This window comes from Massilia sp. P1_C10 (genome assembly GCF_056406475.1).
Map to the genome: position 1 here is coordinate 207,585 of NZ_JBFUAC010000003.1, position 22,198 is coordinate 229,782.

A 22,198-nucleotide genomic window follows, 5' to 3' on the forward strand; every position below is an offset into this window, starting at 1 on the left:
TACGATTAACGTAGAGAAATATACAAGGCAATCTACGATTATCGATGGATGCCGCTTCGCCCATCGCAGAACCCCTCCACGTTTGCACGTCGCCTCCGCGAGGTCAGGCTGCGTTCGGACCTGCCGCAAGACAAGTTGGGCGTTTTGGCGGGCTTGGAGGAGTCATCCGCAAGCGCGCGGATGAGTCGGTATGAAAACGGCGTCCACGAACCACCACATAAGTTCGTCGAGGCATTAGCCAAGGTGCTGGGGGTGCCCGCAGCATATTTTTACTGCGGCGACGACCGGCTGGCCGAGATAATGTTGGCGTACTCCGACATGCCTGAGGTTCAACGGCAGGCCCTGCAACAGCGCGCGGCTGAGTTGCTTCGATAGTCTCCCCGCCCCTTGGTTGGGCAAGAAAATTCCAAAACTGCACCGAAGGACGGCTCAAAAATGCCGTTTTATGGATGAGTATTGACCAAAAAACCCTACACCGCCCCTACATGACGGAAACTCGACGACCACCATCGAACACGCGCGAGTGTGACTCGCATGCAACCTATTGATTTAGTAAGAGAATTTGGTGCGGCTGGCGGGGATCGAACCCACGACCCTTGGCTTCGGAGGCCAATACTCTATCCACTGAGCTACAGCCGCGCTGGAATTTCTGAAGAGATGCGAAGGATACAGTTTTTCCTGCGCGACGTCCATGCAAAGTATCTGGCGCCGGGCAATTTCCGTTCCAAAACAGGAATGTTCAGTCTATAATCGCCCGTTTGCGGGTGTTTGCATACATTCAAGCAAATGACTCTGGCCGGGCAGTTTCGATACTTGTTTAAGGACATCATGAGCGACGCACATAACCACCACGAATCCGCAATCCGTACTCCCAAGCAGCTGGTCGCAGCTGTCGTGGGCTTCTTCTTCGTCACCGTCGTCGGCATCATCCTGCTGGTGTCGTTCGTCACCACCACCAAGCTGACCGGCGCCGGCACCGAGAGTCAGAGCGCTGAAGCGGTCGCCGCGCGTGTGCGTCCGGTCGCCGACGAAGGCTACACCCTCAAGGACATGAACGCACCGAAGGTGCTGCAGTCGGGTGAAGCCGTTTTCACCGCGGTCTGCGCGACCTGCCACACCAGCGGCGCGGCCGGCGCACCGAAGCTCGGCGATGCAGGAGCATGGGCGCCACGTATTGCACAAGGTTACGACAGCATGGTCAAACATGCGCTCGAAGGCCTGCGCGCCATGCCGGCCAAGGGCGGCAATCCCGACCTCGACGACGTCGAAGTGGCGCGCGCGGTGGTTTACATGGCTAACAAGGGTGGCGCCAAGTTCAAGGAACCGACTGCTCCAGCCGCCGGCGCACCTCCGGCGGTTGCCGCAGCACCGGCGGCACCTGAAGCCACCCCGGCAGCCGCGGCTGCGCCGGCAGCAGTACCGCAACAAGCGGCCGACGCCGGCAAGAAGCTGTTCGACGCCTCTTGCGTTGCTTGCCATGGCGCTGGTATCGCCGGAGCTCCCAAATTCGCGGACAAGGCGGCATGGGCACCACGGCTGAAGCAAGGCAGCGCAGCACTGTACGAGCACGCGCTCAAGGGCTTCCAGGGCAAGGCCGGCATGATGCCACCGAAGGGCGGCTCATCGGCGTCCGACGAGGAAGTTAAAGCCGCGGTGGACTACATGGCCAATGCGGCGAAATAGCAGCCTCCATGGTAAAAGCCGCTCCAGGTGAGCGGTTTTTTTTCGTCCAGACCTTCCCATCGAACGGCCCCACCCTTAACAACAGAGCATGTAAATCGACAAAATTAACTAGCAAAAGCACATTTTTCTCGTTGTATTTGTGTGGAATCTTAAAGTTCGTTACAAAATTTCCGGTTGGCACCTATTTCCGTACGGTAATCTCTCGGCTGAGATTTTGAATCCATCCGCACCGTAACCACGAGAGACAGATGAAACTACCAATTTTCACCTTCGGCCGCCGACTCTTCGCGCCCCTGATTCCTTCCCTATTCCTGGTCGCCTGCGGCGGCGGTGGTCAGACTGAGTCCCAGGCCCCCACGGTAGTTGCCGCGCCGTCCGCCCCTGTCGCAGCTCCCGCGCCGGCCGTGACCGAGGTGCCGACAGCCCCTCCTGTTCCTCCCCAGCAGTCCATTGCCTCGCCAGGCACGATCGGCAATGTTGTCACGGACCTGAGTTTCGAGAGCACGAGTTCTACCGCGCAATCGAATGTTCCCGTCACTTTCGGCCAGGTGTTTGCGCCGGGCGACCTGCTGGCCGGTGTCTCGGTGGCCGGACAAATGGCCGATGGCTCGTTGATTCCCTTGCAAATGGACGCCAAGGCGAGGCACGCGGACGGATCTGTACGTCACGCGATTTTTTCCGCTGTGCTGCCAAACCTGGCTGTCAACGACGTGCGCGTGCTAAAACTGGCCAGGACCACCGCGGCGACGTCGGATGCCACTCCGGCCACCCCAGCCACTCTGCTGGCAGCCGGCTTCAGCGCATCCGTCAAAGTGATTGTCGACGGCCTGACTTACAGCGTCGCTGCCGACGACCTGCTGAAGGTGACCGGCTACAAGACTTGGCTGGCAGGGCCTGCCGCCACTGAATGGCAGGTGTCGTCGCCTTTGAAAACCGCCGCCGGTGTGGCGCACCCGCATTTGGCGGCCCGCTTTGCGGTCCGCTGGTACGGCGCGGCCAACAAGGCGCGCGTCGATGTGACGGTGGAAAATGATTGGGCGTATGAAGCAGCACCGCGCAACTTTACCTACGACGCTCAAATCTTGGTCGGTGGTCAAAAAGTCTACGACAAGGGCGCAATGACTCATTACCACCACGCGCGCTGGCGCAAGACGTTCTGGTGGGGCGAGGCGCCGCAAGTGCACATTCGGCACAACAGCAAGTACCTAATTGCGTCGCTCGCAGTGCCAAATTACGATCAGTCGGTCGTCACGACCGAAGCGAACTTAGCCGCGCTCTCGGCACAATATACCGGCGCGAAAACCGAGCCTATGGGTGTTGGCTTGGCCAGTTCCTACATGCCCGAAACCGGCGCGCGCCCGGACATTGGTATTTTGCCAGGCTGGTCGGCGCAGTATCTGCTCAGCATGGATAAGCGTGCTAAGGACGGCATGCTCGGTACCGCCGACCTTGCCGGAAGCTGGTCGTTGCACTATCGCGACCAGAAAACCGACCGGCCAATTAGCGTGTTGAACTACCCATACATGACTGTTATGGGGAACCAGAGCGACACCTTTAATCCTGCAACGCAAAAATTCGAGGCATTTCCGTCCTGTGCAACTGCCGGCGGGTGTACAACGCCGAACCAGCACGACACTTCGCACCAGCCAGGGCTCGCCTACCTGCCGTACTTGGTCACGGGCGATCATTACTATCTGGAAGAACTGCAGTTCTGGGCCATGTACGACGTTTTCGCTTCCAACCCAGGCTATCGTGAGAACATCAAGGGCTTGCTGATTTCAGACCAGATTAGGGGCATGGCTTGGAGCTTGCGTACACTTAGCGAGGCCGCATATATTTCGCCAACCCAGGATTCTCTCAAGTCGCATTTTGACACCTTCCTTTCGAATACTTTGGACTGGTACAACAACAAATATTCCGACAACGCCACGGCGAACTCACTCGGCTTCATCGCCAACGGCACTGTGTACGCTTACGCCGACGGCACGGGCATCGCACCATGGCAGGACGACTTCTTTACTGCGGCAGTCGGCCGCGCTGCGGAGCTGGGCTTCAGCAAGGCCGTGCCGCTGCTGACGTGGAAAGCCAAATTCCCCATCGGGCGAATGACGGCGCCAGGAGCGTGTTGGATCAAGGCTGCTATGTATCGGATGGTTGTGCGCGATACGGCTACCGCACCGGTGTACGCCACTATGGCACAGGCATATCAGTCCAGTGTACCGCCGGAATTGCATGCTATGGCCTGTGGTAGCGCGGAGATGGCGGCAAATCTGCAGCTGCGAGTGGGTGAAATGACCGGCTACTCTTCGGAGTCTACAGGCTACCCGTCGAACCTGCAGCCGGCGCTCGCCTACAGCGCGCGCGCCGGCGGACCAAGTGGCAGTGCCGCTTGGGCGCTTTTCATGTCGCGATCGGTCAAACCAAACTATGCCGCGCAACCCCAATTCGCCATCATGCCTCGATAAGAATCGCCTGTCCCCGGCCGCTCACTATCGGCTGGGTCAATTCTATTAGCATCGAATTTCAAGCACTTCGAAACGTTCGACGTTGCAAAATAATCGCCGCTGCCAGCGGCACGAAGCAAAGCAGACTGAGTGGGTCTACGGCGAACTGGCCCCTTAGAAGTTTCCATTCGATTGGGGTCCGATTTTTCAACCTGTGGAGCACATCGGTGACGAAACTTCGTCGTAGGTTTCGCACGCTAATCTCATTGGTCTTCAATTGCGATTCGTTAAGTCGAAACAATTTTGGGAGTGCCCGTTTGTATTTCATTTCGTAGTGCAGTCGTGTTAGCGATTTTTCAGTACCCCATCCAGAACCGGCAAAGATGTTTACTCCGGCGCCATACGTACATTCGCAAAGGGATGAGAATACGATCTTGTCGCTCAGTGCAGAGAGTTCCAACCAGAAAAGATAGTCTTCGCCCGCATAGACGAACTCTTCCCGAAAGCGCAACCTCGGAAACTTTGCAAATCGGTAGACAACGGTCGAAGTACCGATGATATTCCCCGTTAGGATCTGATCGAACATATCCCCGGCGTATTTGCGCAAGTGCTCCGCATTCCCTATTTGCGGGTGCTGGCCTACCTCAATGCGCTGTGCGCGATTGAAGGCGCTCACCGACTGATTCAACTGAAAGTGGTCGGAAAAATAGAAATCGTTTCCGAGAGCCAGCGCATCGAGCGCGTTTGACAGGTGAGAACCAGTCCATTCATCGTCGGAATCGAGGAAGGCCACGTAAGGAGTTTCCAAAGGAACTTCGTCCAGACCGCGATTTCGCGCCGCTGCAGGCCCCCCATTTGGTTGCTCGACAATTACAATACTGCCCGGATTTAGAAGGATAATTTCGGCTAACTCTTCCTTCGCGGATACGGGCGACTCATCATCGATGATGAAGACGGTCACCGGCCCCGTGTTTGCCTGCGCAAGCGCTGAGCAAACCGCCTTGGCGAGGATGCCGGTCTTTCTCTGGAAAAAGGGAATTATGACCGCAACCGCATCATCCCTCGAGCGCGGTGACGCTGCGTCGGTGTGTGGAGTAATGGGAGATGCGGTGGGGTGAAATATGGTCATAAAAATTCTCGAGGCAGGTATGGGTGTTATACGCGTGCGCGTGCCGGCAGCGCATTAATAAGTAGACGATCAGATCGCAAATGCTGCCGTGACCAATCATTTTTCTAATGACATTAGCATAAATTCCGAAAGGTGCGCGTGGTACGTCGTTATTTTCTCATAGCAATTTAGTCCATCTGATGGACTGGCGATCGGTGCATCTCCGCAACAAGGCACGCATCCGCTTTGTGAGCAAGCTTTTCCAGTACAACTCCGCACTAATCGTGCAGCGAAGTCGTTCAGTTCCCAGACGACCGGGCTCACCTCGGTTGATACGAAGCCCGAGTAGTGGACTGTGGAAGCACCCCGCCGCGAAATAGCAAAACGGTGTCGCGCGACCGGTCATAGTCGGGCAGATAAGCGCAGCCAAAGCCCTGTGGCGACAATTCTGGCTTGGCAAACAACGGAAAATTCGCGTGATTTCGCACGCAGTTGCTGCTGAAGGAGTGGATGTTCGCCGTGCACGTCTGGAAGCACTTCGCGCAATTGAAGCATGCCCGCAGCGTGGACGCAATGCTGGTCGCCGCTGCCACGGTCATGAATGCCAGCTTATCCCAGCCAGCAGGACCGCGTGGCGCGGAGTGAGTGCCCTACTGAGTTCCTGCTCTGACCGCCATCCAGGGAATTCCGGCGACCCGCCCGACCCGAGTGTTCATCAATACCTATCTTTAGTAGACCACCAATCCGCATTTGCCGCCATGGTTGCCATGGGCCCGGATTTCTCGCGGTTATCTTGCTGTGTTTTTCCCAGTTTGCCCTTAGCCAAGGCAGCCCGGGGCGCGAAGGTTTGTTGTTGTACATCCCAGAACATTGCGCACCTGCTATTCCGAAGTGCCTTGTTGCTCAAAGCATACTGCGGTACTCTTCTGTGTCTAAATAACATGCATCAAAGGCACCAATGTCAATCATTAGCAACATGCGAGCAGCGCGCGTCGCGGGCGGAAAGCCCGTGTTTCAGCAGCTTTTGGAAGCTGTCACGCTTCGGTTCAGCGAGCAGGCTGTCGGGATGAGCGAGTACGTCGAATACGGCATGGCTGACCCGGCGATCACGCGCGCAAAGCTCGACGAGTTCATCGGCTGGAAACGGAGTGGCGAACTCGACCGATTGCTCAACAACTTCCAGTCCCGCGTGTTGGCGAACGACAAGCTGATCAACCACGCGATTTTGTTGGCGGCGCGCCTACCATCGCCAACTCCGCTGGCGACGTACACAGCCGGCGGGCGGCGCCTCGGATACGAGCAGCTGCTCACTACCACGGAGGAAGTGCGGAAATTTCTTCGACGTGAGGTTTATCCGTTTTACGTCAAACCGATATCGGCAGGTTACGGCCGCGGCGTAATGGGCGTGGCCGAACGCGAAGGGGAACACCTGAATCTGATGGATGGAACCAAGATCGACATCGACAGCTTTCTAAAGCCTTTCGAGTTCGCCCCTTATCGTGGCATGCTGTTCCAGAAACCGCTCGTCGTCCATCCGGCTATCGCTGAATTGACTGGAACTTCGGCGATCAGCTGCGTGCGATTTATATGCTTCGTTACGTCGAAAGGTCCGGAAATCCACACCGCCTTCTGGAAAATCACCGCCGGAAAAAACATGCTTGATAATTTTTCGCACGGTGATTATGGCAATTGCTTGGGCGCTGTCGACAAGACCAACGGCAAGATCGTCCGCGCTATTTCGAAGATGGGGCCGGCGGGTCAGATTGAAAGACACCCTTCAACAGGCAGGCTGATGATCGGGTTTCAATTGCCACACTGGGAAGATGCTGTTGCACTGGTCAAATCCGCCAGTGCCCATTTCCCGGGCTTGCGACTTCAGAACTGGGATGTCGCCCTGTGCCCTGAAGGCGCGGTGCTGCTTGAACTGAACACGGAGTCCGAACTCGCCGTGCCTCAGGCAATATCTGGCGTCGGCTTTATGGACAGTCATCTGCGCGACATCCTCCAACAGATCGAATCTGACAATCTGACGCATCGTGCAGCGGTGCGCTCGACTAATTAGGCAGCCTGCGCAAAGGGAGAAAATGGCCCGCCACAACGGCCCCCGTCAGCGCTCATGACATCTTGGTTGTGAAAATTGACGATAATGGCGTAGTATGAACATCCCCAACATGGAGGCAGTATGGAAGGTGACGTCGGACCCGTTTCCAAAATTCAAGTGGATATGTACAGAAAGGCCGCGGGAATTGACGCGGTGGGCGGCTACAAAGGACTACGGATACATGCGCTGCCTGGTCTGCACGAATTTACTGCCGAGCGAGTTCGAGAGCATTGCCGGATTGGCGGCACCGTCCTGGACCTCGCTGCCGGATCGGGCGCGATGAGCCAGCGCCTCATAGACGCAGGTTACGAAGTCACCGCGACCGACTATGTGTCCGAGAATTTCAGGTTGCATTCTTCCGTCCCTTTTTTTCAAGCCGACTTGAACAGTCAATTCTCGGCCGGAAGAAAACAAAGTTTCGATGCGATCGTGGCATCCGAAATTATTGAGCACTTGGAAAACCCGCGACACTTCACCCGGGAATGTTTCCAGATGTTAAAGCCTGGAGGGGTCTTGGTGATGTCGACGCCGAATCTTGACAATACCGCATCGATCCTGCGTTTCCTGCGATCAGGTACTTTCGCCTGGTTCGGGGATATGGAATATAAGCGCGACGGACATTTGACACCCTTGACACAATGGCAAATTCGCAAGTGCGCCGAGGAAGCCGGATTTCAGACGGTTCAGTTGACGTCGTTCGGCGACCCGTACGGTACGGTACGTGGTTCGCCCCGACTTTTAATGCTAAGCAAGGTCATGAATCTAATGCGGCTAGGAAAAACTGAACTTGCCGGACAAATTTTCGTCGGCGCGTTTCGCAAACCGGCTTAAACAAATTTCCGGCTCGAAAAATTTGGGTTCAAGAGAAAAATGTACGCGACTTCCAAGCCTAAGACTACATCAATTTGTACTGTACTTTTTTGTTGTGTTGCGGGGACGCTGACACGTTGAACTGCCCGAAAAAACTGAAATCGTTTGGGCTGTAAGTACTTTTTTTGTTAGTATTATTTTATGCCGACTTAGCTCAGGTGGAAGAGCAGATGAAAGGTAATCATCAGGTCGCCGTGTTCGAATCCGGCAGTTGGCACCAGAATTCTACCTCTTAAAAAAGCCGGCGTTGCGCCGGTTTTTTTATAAGTGCGGCCCTAATGCAGAGGCCATCGCTTTCACCACCGAACGGGTGCTCGCGCAGTGTGCCACTAGCTGCCCCATGTCTTGTCAAGCATTCGGCGCGAATTTTCCTGGATTGTCCTGATCGACAAAAAAGGGCGCAGAGTGCGCCCCTTTTTGTCGCTGCCCGTTCAACTGCTTACCAGATAATGACGCGGTCCTTCGGCGCCAGGTACATCTTGTCGCCCGGCTTGACGTTGAAGGCGTCGTAGAAGGCCGGCTGGTTCATCATGGTGCCGTTGGCGCGGAACTGGCCCGGCGAGTGCGGGTCGGTCTTGACCTGGATGATCTGCTGCGGCTCGCGCATCTTGCTGCGCCACACCTGGCCGAAGCCCATGAAGAAGCGCTGGTCGCCGGTCAGGCCGTCGATCACCGGCGCCTTCTTGCCGTGCAGCGAGATCTTGTACGCCTTGTAGGCGATCGCCACGCCGGAGTTGTCGCCGATGTTCTCGCCCAGCGTCAGCTCGCCGTTGACGTTGTAGCCGGCCAGCGGGCTGTAGCCGCTGTACTGCTTGACCAGCATCTGCGTCTTGGCCTTGAAGTTGGCGTGGTCGGCCGCGGTCCACCAGTCGCGCAGGTTGCCGTTGCCGTCGTACTGCGAACCCTGGTCGTCGAAGCCGTGGCTGATCTCGTGGCCGATCGCGCCGCCGATGGCGCCGTAGTTGACCGCGTCATCCGCGTTGGCGTCGAAGAACGGCGGCTGCAGGATCGACGCCGGGAACACGATCTCGTTCATTTCCGGGTTGTAGTAGGCGTTGACGGTCTGCGGCGTCATGCCCCACTCTTCGCGGTCGATCGGCTTGCCCAGCTTGTTCAGCTCGCGGTTCGATTCGACCGCGCGCGAACGCATCACGTTGCCCACCAGGTCGTCGCGCGACACGACCAGCGCCGAGTAATCCTTCCACTTGTTCGGATAGCCGATCTTGGTGGTGATCTTGGCCAGCTTGGCCTGGGCTTCCTTCTTGGTCGCCGGCGTCATCCAGTCCAGCTTGTCGATGCTCTGCTTGTAGGCCGCCAGCAGGTTCTTGACCAGCACCTCCATGCGCGCCTTGCGCTCGGCCGGGAAATGCTTCTCGACGTACAGCTTGCCCAGGCTCTCGCCCATCGCCTGCTCGACCGTGCCGACGCCGCGCTTCCAGCGCGGCTGCATCTGCTTGATGCCCGACAGCGTGGTGCCGTAGAACGCGAAGCGCGTGTCGACGAACGGCTTGGACAGGAAGTTGGCGTACGACGTGATCAGGTGCAGCTGCAGGTAAGCCTTCCAGGTGTCGAGCGGGGTCTTCGCCGAAACGTCGGCGAAGCCCTTCAGGTAGCTCGGCTGGCTGACCACCACGTAGCCGACCTTCTGGCTGATGCCGGCCGCGGCCAGGTAGGCGCTCCAGTCGAAGCCTGGCGCCACTTCGGCCATTTTGGCCAGCTCGACCTTGTTGTAGGTCTTGACCGGATCGCGGTTCTCGACCTTGGTCCACTGCACCTTGGCCAGCTCGGTCTCGAAGCCGACGATGGCCGCGGCGTTGGCGGCGGCGTTCTTGTCGCCGGCCAGCGCCAGCATCTGCTCGGCGTACACGCGGTACTTGGCCAGCGCGTCGGCCATCTTGGCGTCGTCCGCCTTCAGGTAGTAGTCGCGGTCGGGCATGCCCAGGCCGCCCTGCGAAATGTCGGCCACGTATTTGGTCGAATCCTTGGCGTCCTGGTGGATGCCGAAGTCGTACGGCACGCCGACGCCCAGCTGGCCCAGGTGCGCCATCATGGCCGGCAGTTCCGACTTGTCCTTGATGGCGGCGATGCGCGCCAGTTCGGCGTTCAAGGGCGCCAGGCCGAGCGCGTCGACCTTCTGCTCGTCCATGTAGCTGGCGTAGAAGTCGCCGATGCGCTGGGCGTCGGAACCGGCGGCGGCCTTGGTCTTGGCCGCGTCTTCGATGATCGCGCGCAGCTGCGGGCGCAGCGCGTCGTCGAGCATGACGAAGGTGCCCCAGCTGGCCTTGTCGGACGGGATTTCGGTGTTCTTCAGCCACTTGCCGTTCAGGTGGGTGAAGAAGTCGTCCTGCACGCGCACGGTGGGCTCGATGTAGTCGATGGCGATGCCGGAGGTCGGCTTAGCCGGTTTAACGGAGGCTGCACTGGCACTGACGGCGAAGGCGCCGAGGATCAGCGCGCTCAGTAAGGTAGGTTTCAAGGTCTTGTCTCCAAAATTTTATTATTCAGGTCAAAAAGATGGGGTCAGGTCCGCAGGACCAGACCCCAACTTCGGATGCTGCGGCGGGGTCTGGTCCTCGGACCTGACCCCATTTTCGCTTTACCAGATGATGACGCGGTCTTTCGGCGCCAGGTACATTTTGTCGCCCGGCTTGACGTCGAACGCCTCATAGAACGCCGGCTGGTTCATCATCGTGCCGTTGGCGCGGAACTGGCCCGGCGAGTGCGGGTCGGTCTTGACCTGGACGATCATCTGCTCGTCGCGCATCTTGCTGCGCCATACCTGGCCGAAGCCCATGAAGAAGCGCTGGTCGCCGGTAAAGCCGTCGATCACCGGCGCCGGCTTGCCGCCCAGCGAGATCTTGTAGGCCTTGTAGGCCACCGCGACGCCCGAGTTGTCGCCGATGTTCTCGCCCAAGGTCAGCGCGCCGTTGACGTTGTAGCCCTTGATCGGGCTGTAGCCGTCGTACTGCTTGGTCAGCGCGTCGGCCTTGGCCTGGAACTTGGCGCGGTCTTCCTTGGTCCACCAGTCGCGCAGGTTGCCGTCGCCGTCCGACTGGCTGCCCTTGTCGTCGAAGCCGTGGCTGATTTCGTGGCCGATCACGGCGCCGATCGCGCCGTAGTTGACCGCGTCGTCGGCGCGCATGTCGAAGAACGGCGGCTGCAGGATCGAGGCCGGGAACACGATCTCGTTCATCGTCGAGCTGTAGTAGGCGTTCACCGTCTGCGGCGTCATGCCCCACTCTTCGCGGTCGATCGGCTTGCCCAGCTTGTTGACGCCGCGGTTGTACGCGAAGGTACGGGCGCGCATCATGTTGCCGGCGAGGTCGCCCTGCTTGATCGTCAGCGCCGAGTAGTCGCGCCACTTGTTCGGGTAGCCGATCTTCGGCTTGAACTTGGCCAGCTTGGCTTGCGCTTCCTTCTTCGTCTCAGGGCTCATCCAGTCGAGCGTGTCGATGCTCTGCTTGTACGCTTCGAGCATGTTCGCCACCAGCTGCTCCATGCGGGCCTTGCGCTCAGGCGGGAAGTACTGGCTCACGTACTGGCGGCCGACCGCTTCGCCCAGCACGCCTTCGACGGTGGCCACGCCGTTCTTCCAGCGCGGCTGGTTTTCCTTGGTGCCGGAAATGACCTTGCCGTAGAAGTCGAAGTTGGCGTCGTAGAACGCCTGCGACAGGTAAGGCGAGTAGGCGCGCAGCAGGTGCCAGGCGAAGTACGACTGCCAGGTGGCCAGGTCGGTCTTTTCCAGCACCTGGTTGAAGCCGGTCAGGTAGCTCGGCTGGTTGACGATGATGTAGTCGGTCTTGCCGGCCACGCCGGCCGCGGCCAGCGCCTGCTTCCAGTCGTAGCCTGGGGTCAGCGCGCCCAGCTGCTCGAAGCTCATCTTGTTGTAGCGCTTGACCGGGTCGCGATTCTCGACCTTGGTCCACTGCGCTTCGGCCAGCGCGGTTTCCAGCGCGACGATCGCCTTGGCGGCGCCGGCCGGGTCCTTCTCGCCGGCCATGCCCATCACCTTGGCCACGTGCAGCTCGTACTTGGCACGCGCGTCGGCCAGCTTGGCGTCGTCCTTCTTCAGGTAATAGTCGCGGTCCGGCAGGCCCAGGCCGCTCTGGCTCAGGTTGACGGCGTAGCGGGTCGATTCGCGCGCGTCCTGGCCGACGAACATGGCGTAAGGGGTGCCCACGCCGATCTGCGCCAGGTGCGCCATCAGCGCGGGGATCGCCTTCTTGTCGCGCAGCGCGTGGATGCGCTGCAGTTCGCCCGTCAGCGGCTTGTAGCCCAGCTTGTCGAGCTGCGCCTGGTCCATGTAGCTGCCGTACAGGTCGCCGATCTTCTGGGTGTCGGTGCCGGCCTTCTTCTTGCTGTCCTTCTGCGCCGCTTCGATGATGCCGCGCAGCTGGGGCGTCAGGTCGTCGCGCATCTTGGCGAAGGTGCCCCAGCTCGACTTGTCCGACGGGATCTCGGTGGTGCGCAGCCACTCGCCGTTCAGGTAAGTGAAGAAATCGTCCTGCGCGCGCACGGACGGCTGCATGTATTCCTTGGCAATGCCGGAGATCGGCGCGGTCGGCGCGGTGTTGTCCGCGGCCACGGCGAAGGCGGCGACCAGGCTCAGGGAAAGGGTGCTCAGCAATAATGGCTTCAAGGCGATGTCCTCATGGGGCAGTGAAAAGGGGTCGGCGGATAGCCGGTGGGCAAATGTATCATAGGCGCGGGGCCCGTGGTTACAGCTTCATTTCAAGTTTTATGCTAAATGTTGCATAAGTGTGCGCGGTGGTGAAGGCCGACTGGGCCAGGCCGTTGCTGCTGACCGTGCGGCCGCTGTCGTAATCGTCGGCGAACAGGTTGTTGGCCGACAGCCGCAGCTGGTAGCGCGGATTGAATTTCCACAGGCCGTACAGGTCGAGCTGGCGCTTCACGCCCGTGCTGACCAGCTCGCTCGTGGTGGTCTGCACCAGGATCGCCGGCGTCCAGTTCAGGCCGCCGCCAACGGTCAGCGGCAAGTCCTTCAGGCGCCAGTCGAGGCCGAAGTTGGCGGTTTGCTTCGCTTGCTGGTCGAGCCGGTTGTTCGGGCCGGGAATGCCGTCCACATTCGACCAGAACCGGCTGTAGTTCGAGCGCAGGTCGATGTTCGGCGCGCCGGCCATCACCTCGGTCAGCGGGAACTTCGCTTCCAGTTCGACGCCGCTGGTGCGCGCATGGCCGATGTTGACCGGGCTCGACACCCAGCGTGGGCCGAGGCTGGTCTGGCGCAGCGTGGTTTCGCGCCGCATCAGGTTGTCGATGTCGCGCACGAAGGCGCTGGCCGACACCAGGCCGCTCTTGCCCAGGTAGTGTTCGTAGGCGACGTCGATGCCCTTGGCCAGCTCGGGCTTGAGGTTCGGGTTGCCGGTGCGGTCGGGGCGGGTCGGCCGGTTGTCGGTCGAAAACGACGGCGTGGCGATCAGGTCGTTCAGGGCCGGCGCGCGGTAGCTTTGCGTCAGCGCGGCGCGCACCTGGTCCTTCTCGTGGCCGGGAATCCGGTACACCGTGTGCAGCACCGGGCTCCACACACGGCTGGTGTTCTGCACGTCGGCGCCGCTGCTGGTCGAGGTGGTGCGGATGCCTTCCCAGCGCAGGCCGAGGTAGGCCGACCACTGCGGCGTGATGTCCCACTCGTCCTGCACGAAGGCCGCCATGCGGCGCGTGTCGGCGGTCAGGTTGGCGCCCGAGTCGTCGAACTGGACGTCGCCGGTGTCGAGCGCGACGTGGGTCTGGCCGCGGTGGTTCGCTTCGATGTCCCAGCCGGCCGCCAGCAGGTGGCCCGTGCCCATCGGCGTGGTGTACTTGCCGCCGGTGTTCAGGCCATGGTCGCGCGTACTGTCGCTGTCGGTATAGGTTTTCTTCGCGACGCCGGCGCCGTCGAAGGTGCGGCGCAGCGTGTCGCTGTCGCTCTTGCCGCCGCCGAAACCGAACTTCACGTCCAGCTTGGCGCCGGCGTCCATCCGGTGCACCCAGTTGCCGAAGCCGCGCAGGAAGGTCGACGTGGACGACGAGTCGCCCAGCTGGCGCGCATATTCCGGCGCCACGGCGCCGATCGACTGCGTCACGTCGCTTTGCGAGTTGCTGGTGTTTTCGTTATGCACCAGGAAGGGCTGGAAGGTCAGCGTGTCGCCGCTGTCGAATTTGTACGAAAGGCGCGGCGACAGGTGCACGCCGCGCGATTTGCCCGCGCTCTGGTCGTGCACTTCCTGCTCGCGCACGACGGCGCCGGCCGCCGTCTGGTCGAGGTTGTGGGTGTGGCTGTCGTCATGGCGCCGGTTCTCGAACACCGAGCCGCTCATCAGCCAGGTCAGCTTGCCGATCTTGCCCGGCGCCGTCACCGACACGTTCGGGCTGTGGCGGCCCTGCTCGATGCCGTCGGTCAGGCGCAGCTGGATGTCCTTCTGCTGGTAACCTTCGCGCAGCACGATGTTGATGGTGCCGGCGATGGCCTGGGTGCTGTGCTCGGCGACCGGGCCGCGGATCACTTCGATGCGCTCGACCTGGTCGGGCGACAGCGACTCGAGAGAAAAGCCGCCGGGCGGGCGTTCGCCGTTGACCAGCATCTGGGTGTAGCCGTTGCCCAGGCCGCGCATGCGCACGCCGCCGCCGCCGCGCCCCGGGCGTCCGCCCACGGTCACGCCGGGCAGGCGCTTGAGGATCTCGCCGACGCTGCTGTCGCCGTTGCGGTCCAGCTCCTCGCGGCCGAACACCATCTTCGAGGCGGTCGACAGGCGCCGCGTTTCGGTGTCGTCGGCGCGCGTGCCCTGCACCACCACGCTCTGCACCTTGGCGGCGGGCTTTGCCGCCTTGGCCTTGGAGTCCGGCGTGGCGGGTTCAACTGTTTGTGCGTGCAGGTGGGGAACGGCGCCGATCAGGGCGAGGCAAGCGAGGGGAAGCAGTTTGTTCATGGAATGGAGCAAAGCCCGGGCGAAGCCCAGGCGGGGTGATCAGGATTGAGGGGATTCTAGCCGCGGAACTACGACGGCGGCCGGGCCGCCGCCGTTTTTTACTTAACGATACACAAGCGTTGTTTATTGGGCGCCGGGTCCGCCCATGGCGCCGCCCGGCTTGCCGCGCCCGCCGCCGCGGCGCTGCTTGCCCTCCTCGCCCCCGCGCGGCGGCCCGGACCGCTGTTCGCCGGCCGGCACCCGCATCAGCTGCTCGGCCGCCATGGTCGCGACCTGCTGGCGCTGGCCGTCGTCGAGCGCGTCGTTCACGCCCAGCCACCACTCGCGCAGCTGCTGGTCTTCCTGGCGGCTGGCCGCCTGCTCCGCCTCGAGCGCGGCGTTCAGTTCGCGCAGCTCGGCCTTCGGCGCGCCCAGTGCGGTTTTCAGCGCCGCCTGCAGCCGCTCGCGCCGCGCGACGCGCTCGCGCAGCAGCGCCTTGCTGCGCCCTTCCACCTGCAGCCACAGGGTCTGCTGGTTGGCGTTCAGCTTCAGTTCCTGGCGAAATTCGGACGCCATCGGCACCAGGTCTTCGGCGCGCATCTCCATCACGGGAGTGGCGAAGGCGGCGGCGCCGGCAGCGGCCAGCATGACGGCGGCAAGGGTGCGGCGGATCGGGAAACGGCTCATGGCACAGGCTCCGGGCGAAAAAAAGCCCACGGGGGGCCATGGGCTAAACCACTTCAAGGGTGGGGGAGAGAAAACGAATTCACTATAGGCTGACATTTCGACAATGATGCCGACAATTACATTTGCTTACTGCACGAGTGTAAATCGATACATGGCTATACGTTTTGCTACCTGCGCCACGATTTCCACCGCCGCGAATGATGTGTTGTCTGGATGCTACCAATCGGAACGTCATTCGGAGTAAAGTCGTTCCCTGTGGTCGCAGTTTGTCCCCCTTTCAATAACGCCTTGGCGAATGGATGAGCAGATGAACATGTTGAAGAAAATGATCAAGAATGCGATGCCTGAACGGCTCGTGCTGCATATGCAGGCGCTGGATCACTATCTGCATGGCGAGGCAGAAATCCGGTTGATCTCCCAGCTTTCCCCGGCCGGCCGCGACGCAATCGACGCCGGCGCAAACATCGGCACCTACACCTATTTTCTGCAAAAGCACGCACGCCACGTCTATGCGTTCGAGCCGAATCCCCGCCTCGCCTCTTCCCTGAGCAAGATGTTCCCGCATGTCAGCGTGCGGAACCTGGCACTCTCCGACTGCGCCGGCGACGTAGTGCTGTCCATTCCACTCGATTCGAACGGCAACGACCTGCATGAATTGGCGAGCATCGCGCAGGAGTTCGACGGGCCGATCAAAGAGTTCCAGGTCAAATCGGTCACCATCGATTCCGCCCAATTCGACAATGTCGGTTTTTTGAAAGTGGATGTGGAACAGCACGAGCGCGAAGTACTGCGCGGCGCGCTGGAAACCATCAAGCGCTGTCGGCCGACGATCATGACCGAGGTGTCGCCGCTGAAATATGACCAGGACCTGCCGCAGGTGTTCGACTTCCTCACCGAACAGCAGTACGCCGGCTGGTTCCGGTTCGGTAGTCGCTGGATACCGCTGCACGACTTCAAACGCGACATCCACTCGAACAGCGCCCACTTCGGCGACAAAGAGCGCTTCATGGGCGGGAACATGCTCTTTTTTCCCACCGAGCATGCGCTTTCGCGGTCCGGCCCGATGGTCAGGATGCATTAGCGCCTCGGGCCGAACGAAGAAAACGGGCTGCACTGGCAGCCCGTTTTCTCTTAGGGGTTCAAACCTCAGTCGTTCAGCTGCTTGGCATCGCCCAGCTTGTCTTTGTACGAATCGAAGATGCCGACCAGCGCATCGCGCATCGTGAAGGTCGGCTTCCAGCCCAGTTCGGATATGGTGTTGTCGATCTTCGGCACGCGGTTCTGCACGTCCTGGTAGCCCTTGCCGTAGTAGGCGCCCGAGCTGGTCTCGACCAGCTTGACCTGTTTACCCGACTCACGGTATTCCGGGTATTCGGCGGCCAGTTCCAGCATCATGTTCGCCAGTTCGCGGATCGAATAGTTATTGCTCGGGTTGCCGATGTTGTAGATCTTGCCGGTGGCGACACCGCCTTCGTTGGCGATGATGCGCACCAGTGCATCGATTCCATCATCGACGTAGGTGAACGAGCGCTTCTGCTCGCCGCCGTCGACCAGCTGAATGTTCTCGCCGCGCACGATGTGGCCGAGGAACTGGGTCAGCACGCGCGACGAACCTTCTTTCGGCGTGTGGATCGAATCGAGACCGGCGCCGATCCAATTGAAAGGACGGAACAGCGTGAAGTTCAGCCCTTCCATGCCGTAGCCCCAGATCACGCGGTCCATCAGTTGCTTGGAACAGGCATAGATCCAGCGCGGCTTGTTGATCGGGCCGTACACCAGCGGCGAATTCTCCGGATCGAACTCGGCGTCCGGGCTCATGCCGTACACCTCGGAGGTCGACGGGAACACTAGGTGCTTCTTGTATTTGTGCGCCGAACGCACGATCGGCAGATTCGCCTCGAAGTCCAGCTCGAACACGCGCAGCGGATCGGTGACGTAGGTCGACGGGGTGGCGATCGCCACCAGCGGCAGGATCACGTCACACTTCTTGACGTGGTACTCAACCCACTCCTTGTTGATGTTGATGTCGCCTTCGAAAAAATGCAGGCGCGCCTTGTACGATTCGTCGGCCAGCAAGTCCTTGATGCGCTCGGAATGCATGTCCATGCCGTACACATGCCAATCGGTTGTTTCGAGGATGCGCTTGGAAAGGTGGTGGCCGATGAAGCCGTTGACACCGAGGATGAGGACTTTTTTCATTGTTGGAGGGCGCTACACAGGCCGAATAGTTGACCCGCGATTATAGCATTCCCAAAAAACGCCCCAGACCCATTTCCAGGAGTGGCCGGTGGGTCGCCCACCTACTTGCGCAAATGACAAGCATCAACATGCGGCGCGGATACCTCGACAGGATGCCTCGGATGCGCCTCGATGAGCGAGTGGGTCCCGGAGTCCCAGTACGTGTGAATTTGCAACAACTTTTGCCGGCGCCATACGGTAAGATGACGGCGCCTGATGCAATCCAGCCTCACGTCCCGAGGAATCGATGAAGTTACTGACTTTTAGCACCTTGTTCCCGAACACCGAGCAGCCCAATCACGGTATCTTCGTCGAGACGCGCCTGCGCTACCTGGTCGCCAGCGGCAAGGTCGAATCGAAGGTCGTGGCCCCGGTCCCTTGGTTTCCTTCAGCCAATTCACGCTTCGGCAGTTACGCCCGTTTCGCCCGCGTGCCGGCCCAGGAAGATCGCAATGGCTTCGACGTGCTGCATCCGCGGTTCGTTTCGATCCCGAAAATCGGCATGGAGATGGCGCCCTGGCTGATGACCGAAGGGGTCAAGTCGGCAATCGGCCGCCTGATCGACGAGGGATTCGACTTCGATGCCATCGATTCGCACTACTTTTATCCCGACGGCGTCGCCGCGGTTGCACTGGGGCGCTATTTCAACAAGCCGGTTGTGATCACGGCGCGCGGCTCCGACATCAGCCTGATTCCCCAGCACCGCATCGCGCGCAAGCTGATCCAGCACGCCGCCGCCGGCGCCGACGCCATCATCACGGTCTGCACCGCGCTCAAGACCGAACTGGTGCAGCTTGGCGTCGACGCCCGCAAGGTCACGGTGTTGCGCAACGGCGTAGACCTGCAGCGATTCCAGCCTGGCAACCGCGCCGCCCTGCGCGCCGCGCTCGGCGTCGACGGTTTCGTGCTGCTCTCGGTAGGGAATCTTCAGCCGGTCAAGGGGCATGACCTGGCGATTTCGGCATTGCCGCTGATCCCGGATGCGACCTTGATGCTGGCCGGCGCCGGTCCCGAGCTGGCCCGGCTGCAGGCACTGGCGCGGCAGCTTGGCGTTGCCGATCGCGTTCGCTTCCTGGGATCCGTGCCGCAAGTGGACCTGGCGCAGTACTACGGCGCCGCCGACTCGCTGGTGCTGGCGTCCTCGCGCGAGGGCTGGGCCAACGTATTGCTTGAATCGATGGCCTGCGGCACCCCGGTGGTGGCCAGCAACGTCTGGGGCACGCCGGAAGTGGTGGCGGCGCCCGCAGCGGGCGTCCTGATGCGCGATCGCACCGCGCGTGGCGTGGCCGACGCCGTCAGCGCGCTGCGGGCCAGCTATCCCGACCATGCGGCGACCCGGCGCTACGCCGAGAGCTTCAGCTGGGAAGACACCACCCAGGGCCAGCTCGACCTGTTCACGCGGGTGATCAATGCGCGCGCCGGGACGCGCGCCGCGGCCGCTGCCGCTGCCGCACTCAAGTCGGTCGTGTCGAAATAACAGCGCCGGCCCCGCGGCCGCGCAATTTTTGCGCTGGCCGATGGGCTGGCGCGGCGAACGCGTTTATACTGGACCGGCGCCGCTTCGGCGCGGCATGAGGAACAGCATGGGCTCTACCCTGAAGAACTCCGGACTCGTCGGCCTCGGGCTGGTGGCCGGCGTCGCCATCTCGATGCAGTTTTCGGCACTGGCGCAAAAGCCGGTCGATCCCGGCATGCCGATCGAAGAACTGCGCCAGCTGGCCGACGTGTATGGCCTGATCAAATCCGACTACGTCGAGCAGGTCGAAGACAAGAAGCTGCTGACCGAAGCGATCGCCGGCATGGTCGCCTCGCTCGACCCGCACTCCGCCTACCTCGACAAGAACGCCTGGCGCGAACTGCGCGAAGGCACCGAAGGCAAATTCGTCGGCCTCGGCATCGAAATCGCGGCTAGCGCCGACGGCAACATCGAAATCGTCGCGCCGATCGAGGACTCGCCGGCCTGGCGCGCCGGCATCAAGCCGGGCGACCTGATCGTCCGGATCGACGCCGCCAGCGTGCAGGGCCTCGCGCTCGACGAGGCGATCAAGAAGATGCGCGGCGCCCCGCGCAGCAAAGTCACCCTCACCATCGCCCGCAAGGGCATGGCGGCGCCGCTGACGTTTGCCATCGCGCGCGAGGAAATCGTCCAGAAAAGCGTCAAGGCCAAAATCGTCGAGCCCGGCTACGGCTGGCTGCGCGTGTCGCAGTTCCAGGAGCCGACCGTCGACGACCTGGCCGCGCGCCTGCTCGCCCTGTACAAGCAGGAGCCCAACCTGAAAGGCCTGGTGCTCGACCTGCGCAACGATCCGGGCGGCCTGCTGCAGGGCGCGATCGGCGTGTCCGCGGCCTTCCTGCCGAAGGACGCCGAAATCGTCTCGACCAACGGCCAGCTGCCCGACTCGAAGCAAAGCTTCTACGGGCGCCCGGAATTCTATTCGCTGCGCGCCGACAGCGACGCGCTGGCGCGCCTGCCGGCCGCGGTCAAGAGCGTGCCGCTGGTGGTGCTGGTGAACACCGGCTCGGCCTCCGCGTCCGAGATCGTCGCCGGCGCGCTGCAGGACTACAAGCGCGCCATCATCATGGGCAGCCAGACCTTCGGCAAGGGCTCGGTGCAGACCATCCGGCCGCTGTCGAACGACGCCGCGGTCAAGCTGACCACCGCGCGCTACTACACCCCGTCCGGCCGCTCGATCCAGGCCAAGGGCATCGTGCCCGACTTGCTGGTCGACGAAAACGCCGACGGCGACGGCCTGAACGGCCTGCGCACGCGCGAGGCCGACCTGCAGCGCCACCTGTCGAACGACCGCGACAAGGAAGAACGCAGCGCGGCGCGCGACGACGCCGAAGAAGAACTGGCGCTGATCGCGGCCGAGCGCAAGCGCAAGCCGCTCGAATACGGCGGCGCCGACGATTTCCAGCTGCGCCAGGCACTGAACCACTTGAAGGGACTGCCGCTGCAGACATCGAAGCAGCTGGCGGCGCACGCGCCCGCGAAACCGCGTTAGATTCATTTTGAAAGCACCCCCATGAAAAAAGTCGTCATCAGCGGCACCGGCCTGTTCACGCCTCCTTACTCGATCTCCAACGAAGAACTGGTGGTCGCGTTCAACGCGTATGCGGAGCAGTTCAACGCCGACAACGCGGCCGCAATCGGCGCCGGCGAAGTGACGCCTATCGAAGCGTCGAGCGCCGGCTTCATCGAAAAGGCGTCCGGCATCAAGTCGCGCTACGTGATGGAAAAGGAAGGCATCCTCGACCCGGCGCGCATGACCGCGCGGATTCCCGAGCGCGGCGACGACGAACTGTCGCTGCAGGCCGAGATGTGCGTCGCCGCCGCGCGCCAGGCGCTCGATCGCGCGGGACGCACGCCGGCCGACATCGACATGGTGCTGGTCGCCTGCAGCAACATGCAGCGCGCCTACCCTGCGATGGCGGTCGAAGTGCAGGACGCGCTGGGCATCGAAGGCTACGGCTTCGACATGAACGTCGCCTGCTCGTCGGCGACCTTCGGCATCCAGACCGCGCTGGCGGCGGTGCAGAGCGGCCAGGCGCGCGCGGTACTGGTGCTCAATCCCGAAATCACCAGCGGCCACCTGAACTACCGCGACCGAGACAGCCACTTCATCTTCGGCGACGCCTGCACCGCGATCGTGGTCGAAGCGGCCGACCAGGCGGTCAGCGAGCACCAGTGGGAGATCCTCGAGTCGAAGCTCAAGACCTCGTTCTCCAACAACATCCGCAACAACTTCGGCTTCATGAATCGCTTCGACGAAGCGGGCGTGGGCAAGCCGGATAAGCTGTTTCGCCAGCAGGGCCGCAAGGTGTTCAAGGAAGTGTGCCCGATGGCGGCCCAGATGATCAAGGACACGGTGCACGCGGCCGGCCTCGAGATCCCCCAGGTGTCGCGCTACTGGCTGCACCAGGCCAACCTGAACATGAACCTGCTGATCGCGCGCACGCTGCTGGGGCGCGACGCCGAGCCGAACGAAGCGCCGGTAATTCTCGACACCTATGCGAACACCTCGTCGGCCGGCTCGATCATCGCCTTCCACAAGTATCAGGACGACATGGCGAAGGGAAGCCTGGGCGTGATCTGCTCGTTCGGCGCCGGCTACTCGATCGGCTGCGTCGTCGTAAGAAAACTTTAGCCGAAACCGGGAAC

Annotated in this window: 15 protein-coding genes and 2 tRNA genes; 10 read left to right on the forward strand and 7 right to left on the reverse strand. The window is 61.3% G+C overall.

Annotated elements, in window-relative coordinates:
- Positions 1-48: 48 nt before the first annotated feature.
- Entirely contained in the window at positions 49-375 is a 327-nt protein-coding gene (locus AC1D02_RS08550; protein ID WP_477315714.1) for a helix-turn-helix domain-containing protein, read from the forward strand.
- A gap of 188 nt (positions 376-563) precedes the next feature.
- On the opposite strand, the gene AC1D02_RS08555 is transcribed toward AC1D02_RS08550, so the two are convergent.
- A tRNA-Arg gene (locus AC1D02_RS08555) sits at positions 564-639 on the reverse strand.
- 189 nt (positions 640-828) lie between these two features.
- Between AC1D02_RS08555 and AC1D02_RS08560 the strand changes: the two genes are divergently transcribed.
- Positions 829-1,683: a c-type cytochrome gene (locus AC1D02_RS08560; protein ID WP_477315716.1), complete on the forward strand. Its 855-nt coding sequence runs from the start codon at positions 829-831 to the stop codon at positions 1,681-1,683.
- Positions 1,684-1,931: 248 nt separating this feature from the next.
- A complete protein-coding gene (locus AC1D02_RS08565) occupies positions 1,932-4,148 on the forward strand; it encodes a hypothetical protein (protein ID WP_477315718.1) in 2,217 nt (738 codons plus the stop codon).
- Positions 4,149-4,206: 58 nt separating this feature from the next.
- Here AC1D02_RS08565 and AC1D02_RS08570 read toward each other — a convergent pair whose 3' ends face one another.
- Positions 4,207-5,256 (reverse strand): glycosyltransferase family 2 protein, encoded by a 1,050-nt coding sequence (locus AC1D02_RS08570; RefSeq protein ID WP_477315720.1) that lies wholly within the window; start codon positions 5,254-5,256, stop codon positions 4,207-4,209.
- 937 nt (positions 5,257-6,193) lie between these two features.
- Here AC1D02_RS08570 and AC1D02_RS08575 point away from each other — a divergent pair.
- The 3 genes from AC1D02_RS08575 (at position 6,194) to AC1D02_RS08585 (ending at position 8,426) form a co-directional block, all read left to right on the forward strand.
- Positions 6,194-7,297 (forward strand): sugar-transfer associated ATP-grasp domain-containing protein, encoded by a 1,104-nt coding sequence (locus AC1D02_RS08575; RefSeq protein ID WP_477315722.1) that lies wholly within the window; start codon positions 6,194-6,196, stop codon positions 7,295-7,297.
- A 120-nt stretch (positions 7,298-7,417) separates the two neighbouring features.
- On the forward strand, positions 7,418-8,167 hold the full coding sequence (locus tag AC1D02_RS08580) for a class I SAM-dependent methyltransferase (protein WP_477315724.1): 750 nt from the start codon (positions 7,418-7,420) through the stop codon (positions 8,165-8,167).
- A gap of 182 nt (positions 8,168-8,349) precedes the next feature.
- Positions 8,350-8,426 (forward strand) — tRNA-Thr (locus AC1D02_RS08585).
- Positions 8,427-8,645: 219 nt separating this feature from the next.
- Here AC1D02_RS08585 and AC1D02_RS08590 read toward each other — a convergent pair.
- The 4 genes from AC1D02_RS08590 to AC1D02_RS08605 form a co-directional block, all read right to left on the reverse strand.
- Positions 8,646-10,682: a M13 family metallopeptidase gene (locus AC1D02_RS08590; RefSeq protein WP_477315726.1), complete on the reverse strand. Its 2,037-nt coding sequence runs from the start codon at positions 10,680-10,682 to the stop codon at positions 8,646-8,648.
- A 120-nt stretch (positions 10,683-10,802) separates the two neighbouring features.
- On the reverse strand, positions 10,803-12,845 hold the full coding sequence (locus AC1D02_RS08595; protein ID WP_477315728.1) for a M13 family metallopeptidase: 2,043 nt from the start codon (positions 12,843-12,845) through the stop codon (positions 10,803-10,805).
- A gap of 79 nt (positions 12,846-12,924) precedes the next feature.
- Positions 12,925-15,132: a TonB-dependent receptor plug domain-containing protein gene (locus AC1D02_RS08600; protein WP_477315730.1), complete on the reverse strand. Its 2,208-nt coding sequence runs from the start codon at positions 15,130-15,132 to the stop codon at positions 12,925-12,927.
- A gap of 123 nt (positions 15,133-15,255) precedes the next feature.
- Positions 15,256-15,798 (reverse strand): hypothetical protein, encoded by a 543-nt coding sequence (locus AC1D02_RS08605; protein WP_477315732.1) that lies wholly within the window; start codon positions 15,796-15,798, stop codon positions 15,256-15,258.
- Between the two features lie 307 nt (positions 15,799-16,105).
- On the opposite strand from AC1D02_RS08605, the gene AC1D02_RS08610 reads away from it, so the two are divergent.
- A complete protein-coding gene (locus tag AC1D02_RS08610) occupies positions 16,106-16,879 on the forward strand; it encodes an FkbM family methyltransferase (RefSeq protein ID WP_477315734.1) in 774 nt (257 codons plus the stop codon).
- A gap of 65 nt (positions 16,880-16,944) precedes the next feature.
- On the opposite strand, the gene AC1D02_RS08615 is transcribed toward AC1D02_RS08610, so the two are convergent.
- Entirely contained in the window at positions 16,945-17,997 is a 1,053-nt protein-coding gene (locus tag AC1D02_RS08615; protein WP_477315736.1) for a bifunctional UDP-4-keto-pentose/UDP-xylose synthase, read from the reverse strand.
- Between the two features lie 286 nt (positions 17,998-18,283).
- Between AC1D02_RS08615 and AC1D02_RS08620 the strand changes: the two genes are divergently transcribed.
- The 3 genes from AC1D02_RS08620 to AC1D02_RS08630 all read left to right on the forward strand — a co-directional run bounded on the left by AC1D02_RS08620 (position 18,284) and on the right by AC1D02_RS08630 (position 22,184).
- Positions 18,284-19,513, forward strand: a complete 1,230-nt coding sequence (locus AC1D02_RS08620; protein ID WP_477315738.1) for a glycosyltransferase family 4 protein — start codon at positions 18,284-18,286, stop codon at positions 19,511-19,513.
- Between the two features lie 106 nt (positions 19,514-19,619).
- Positions 19,620-21,041, forward strand: a complete 1,422-nt coding sequence (locus AC1D02_RS08625; protein ID WP_477315740.1) for a S41 family peptidase — start codon at positions 19,620-19,622, stop codon at positions 21,039-21,041.
- A 21-nt stretch (positions 21,042-21,062) separates the two neighbouring features.
- Positions 21,063-22,184 (forward strand): beta-ketoacyl-ACP synthase III, encoded by a 1,122-nt coding sequence (locus AC1D02_RS08630; RefSeq protein ID WP_477315742.1) that lies wholly within the window; start codon positions 21,063-21,065, stop codon positions 22,182-22,184.
- Positions 22,185-22,198: the final 14 nt, after the last annotated feature.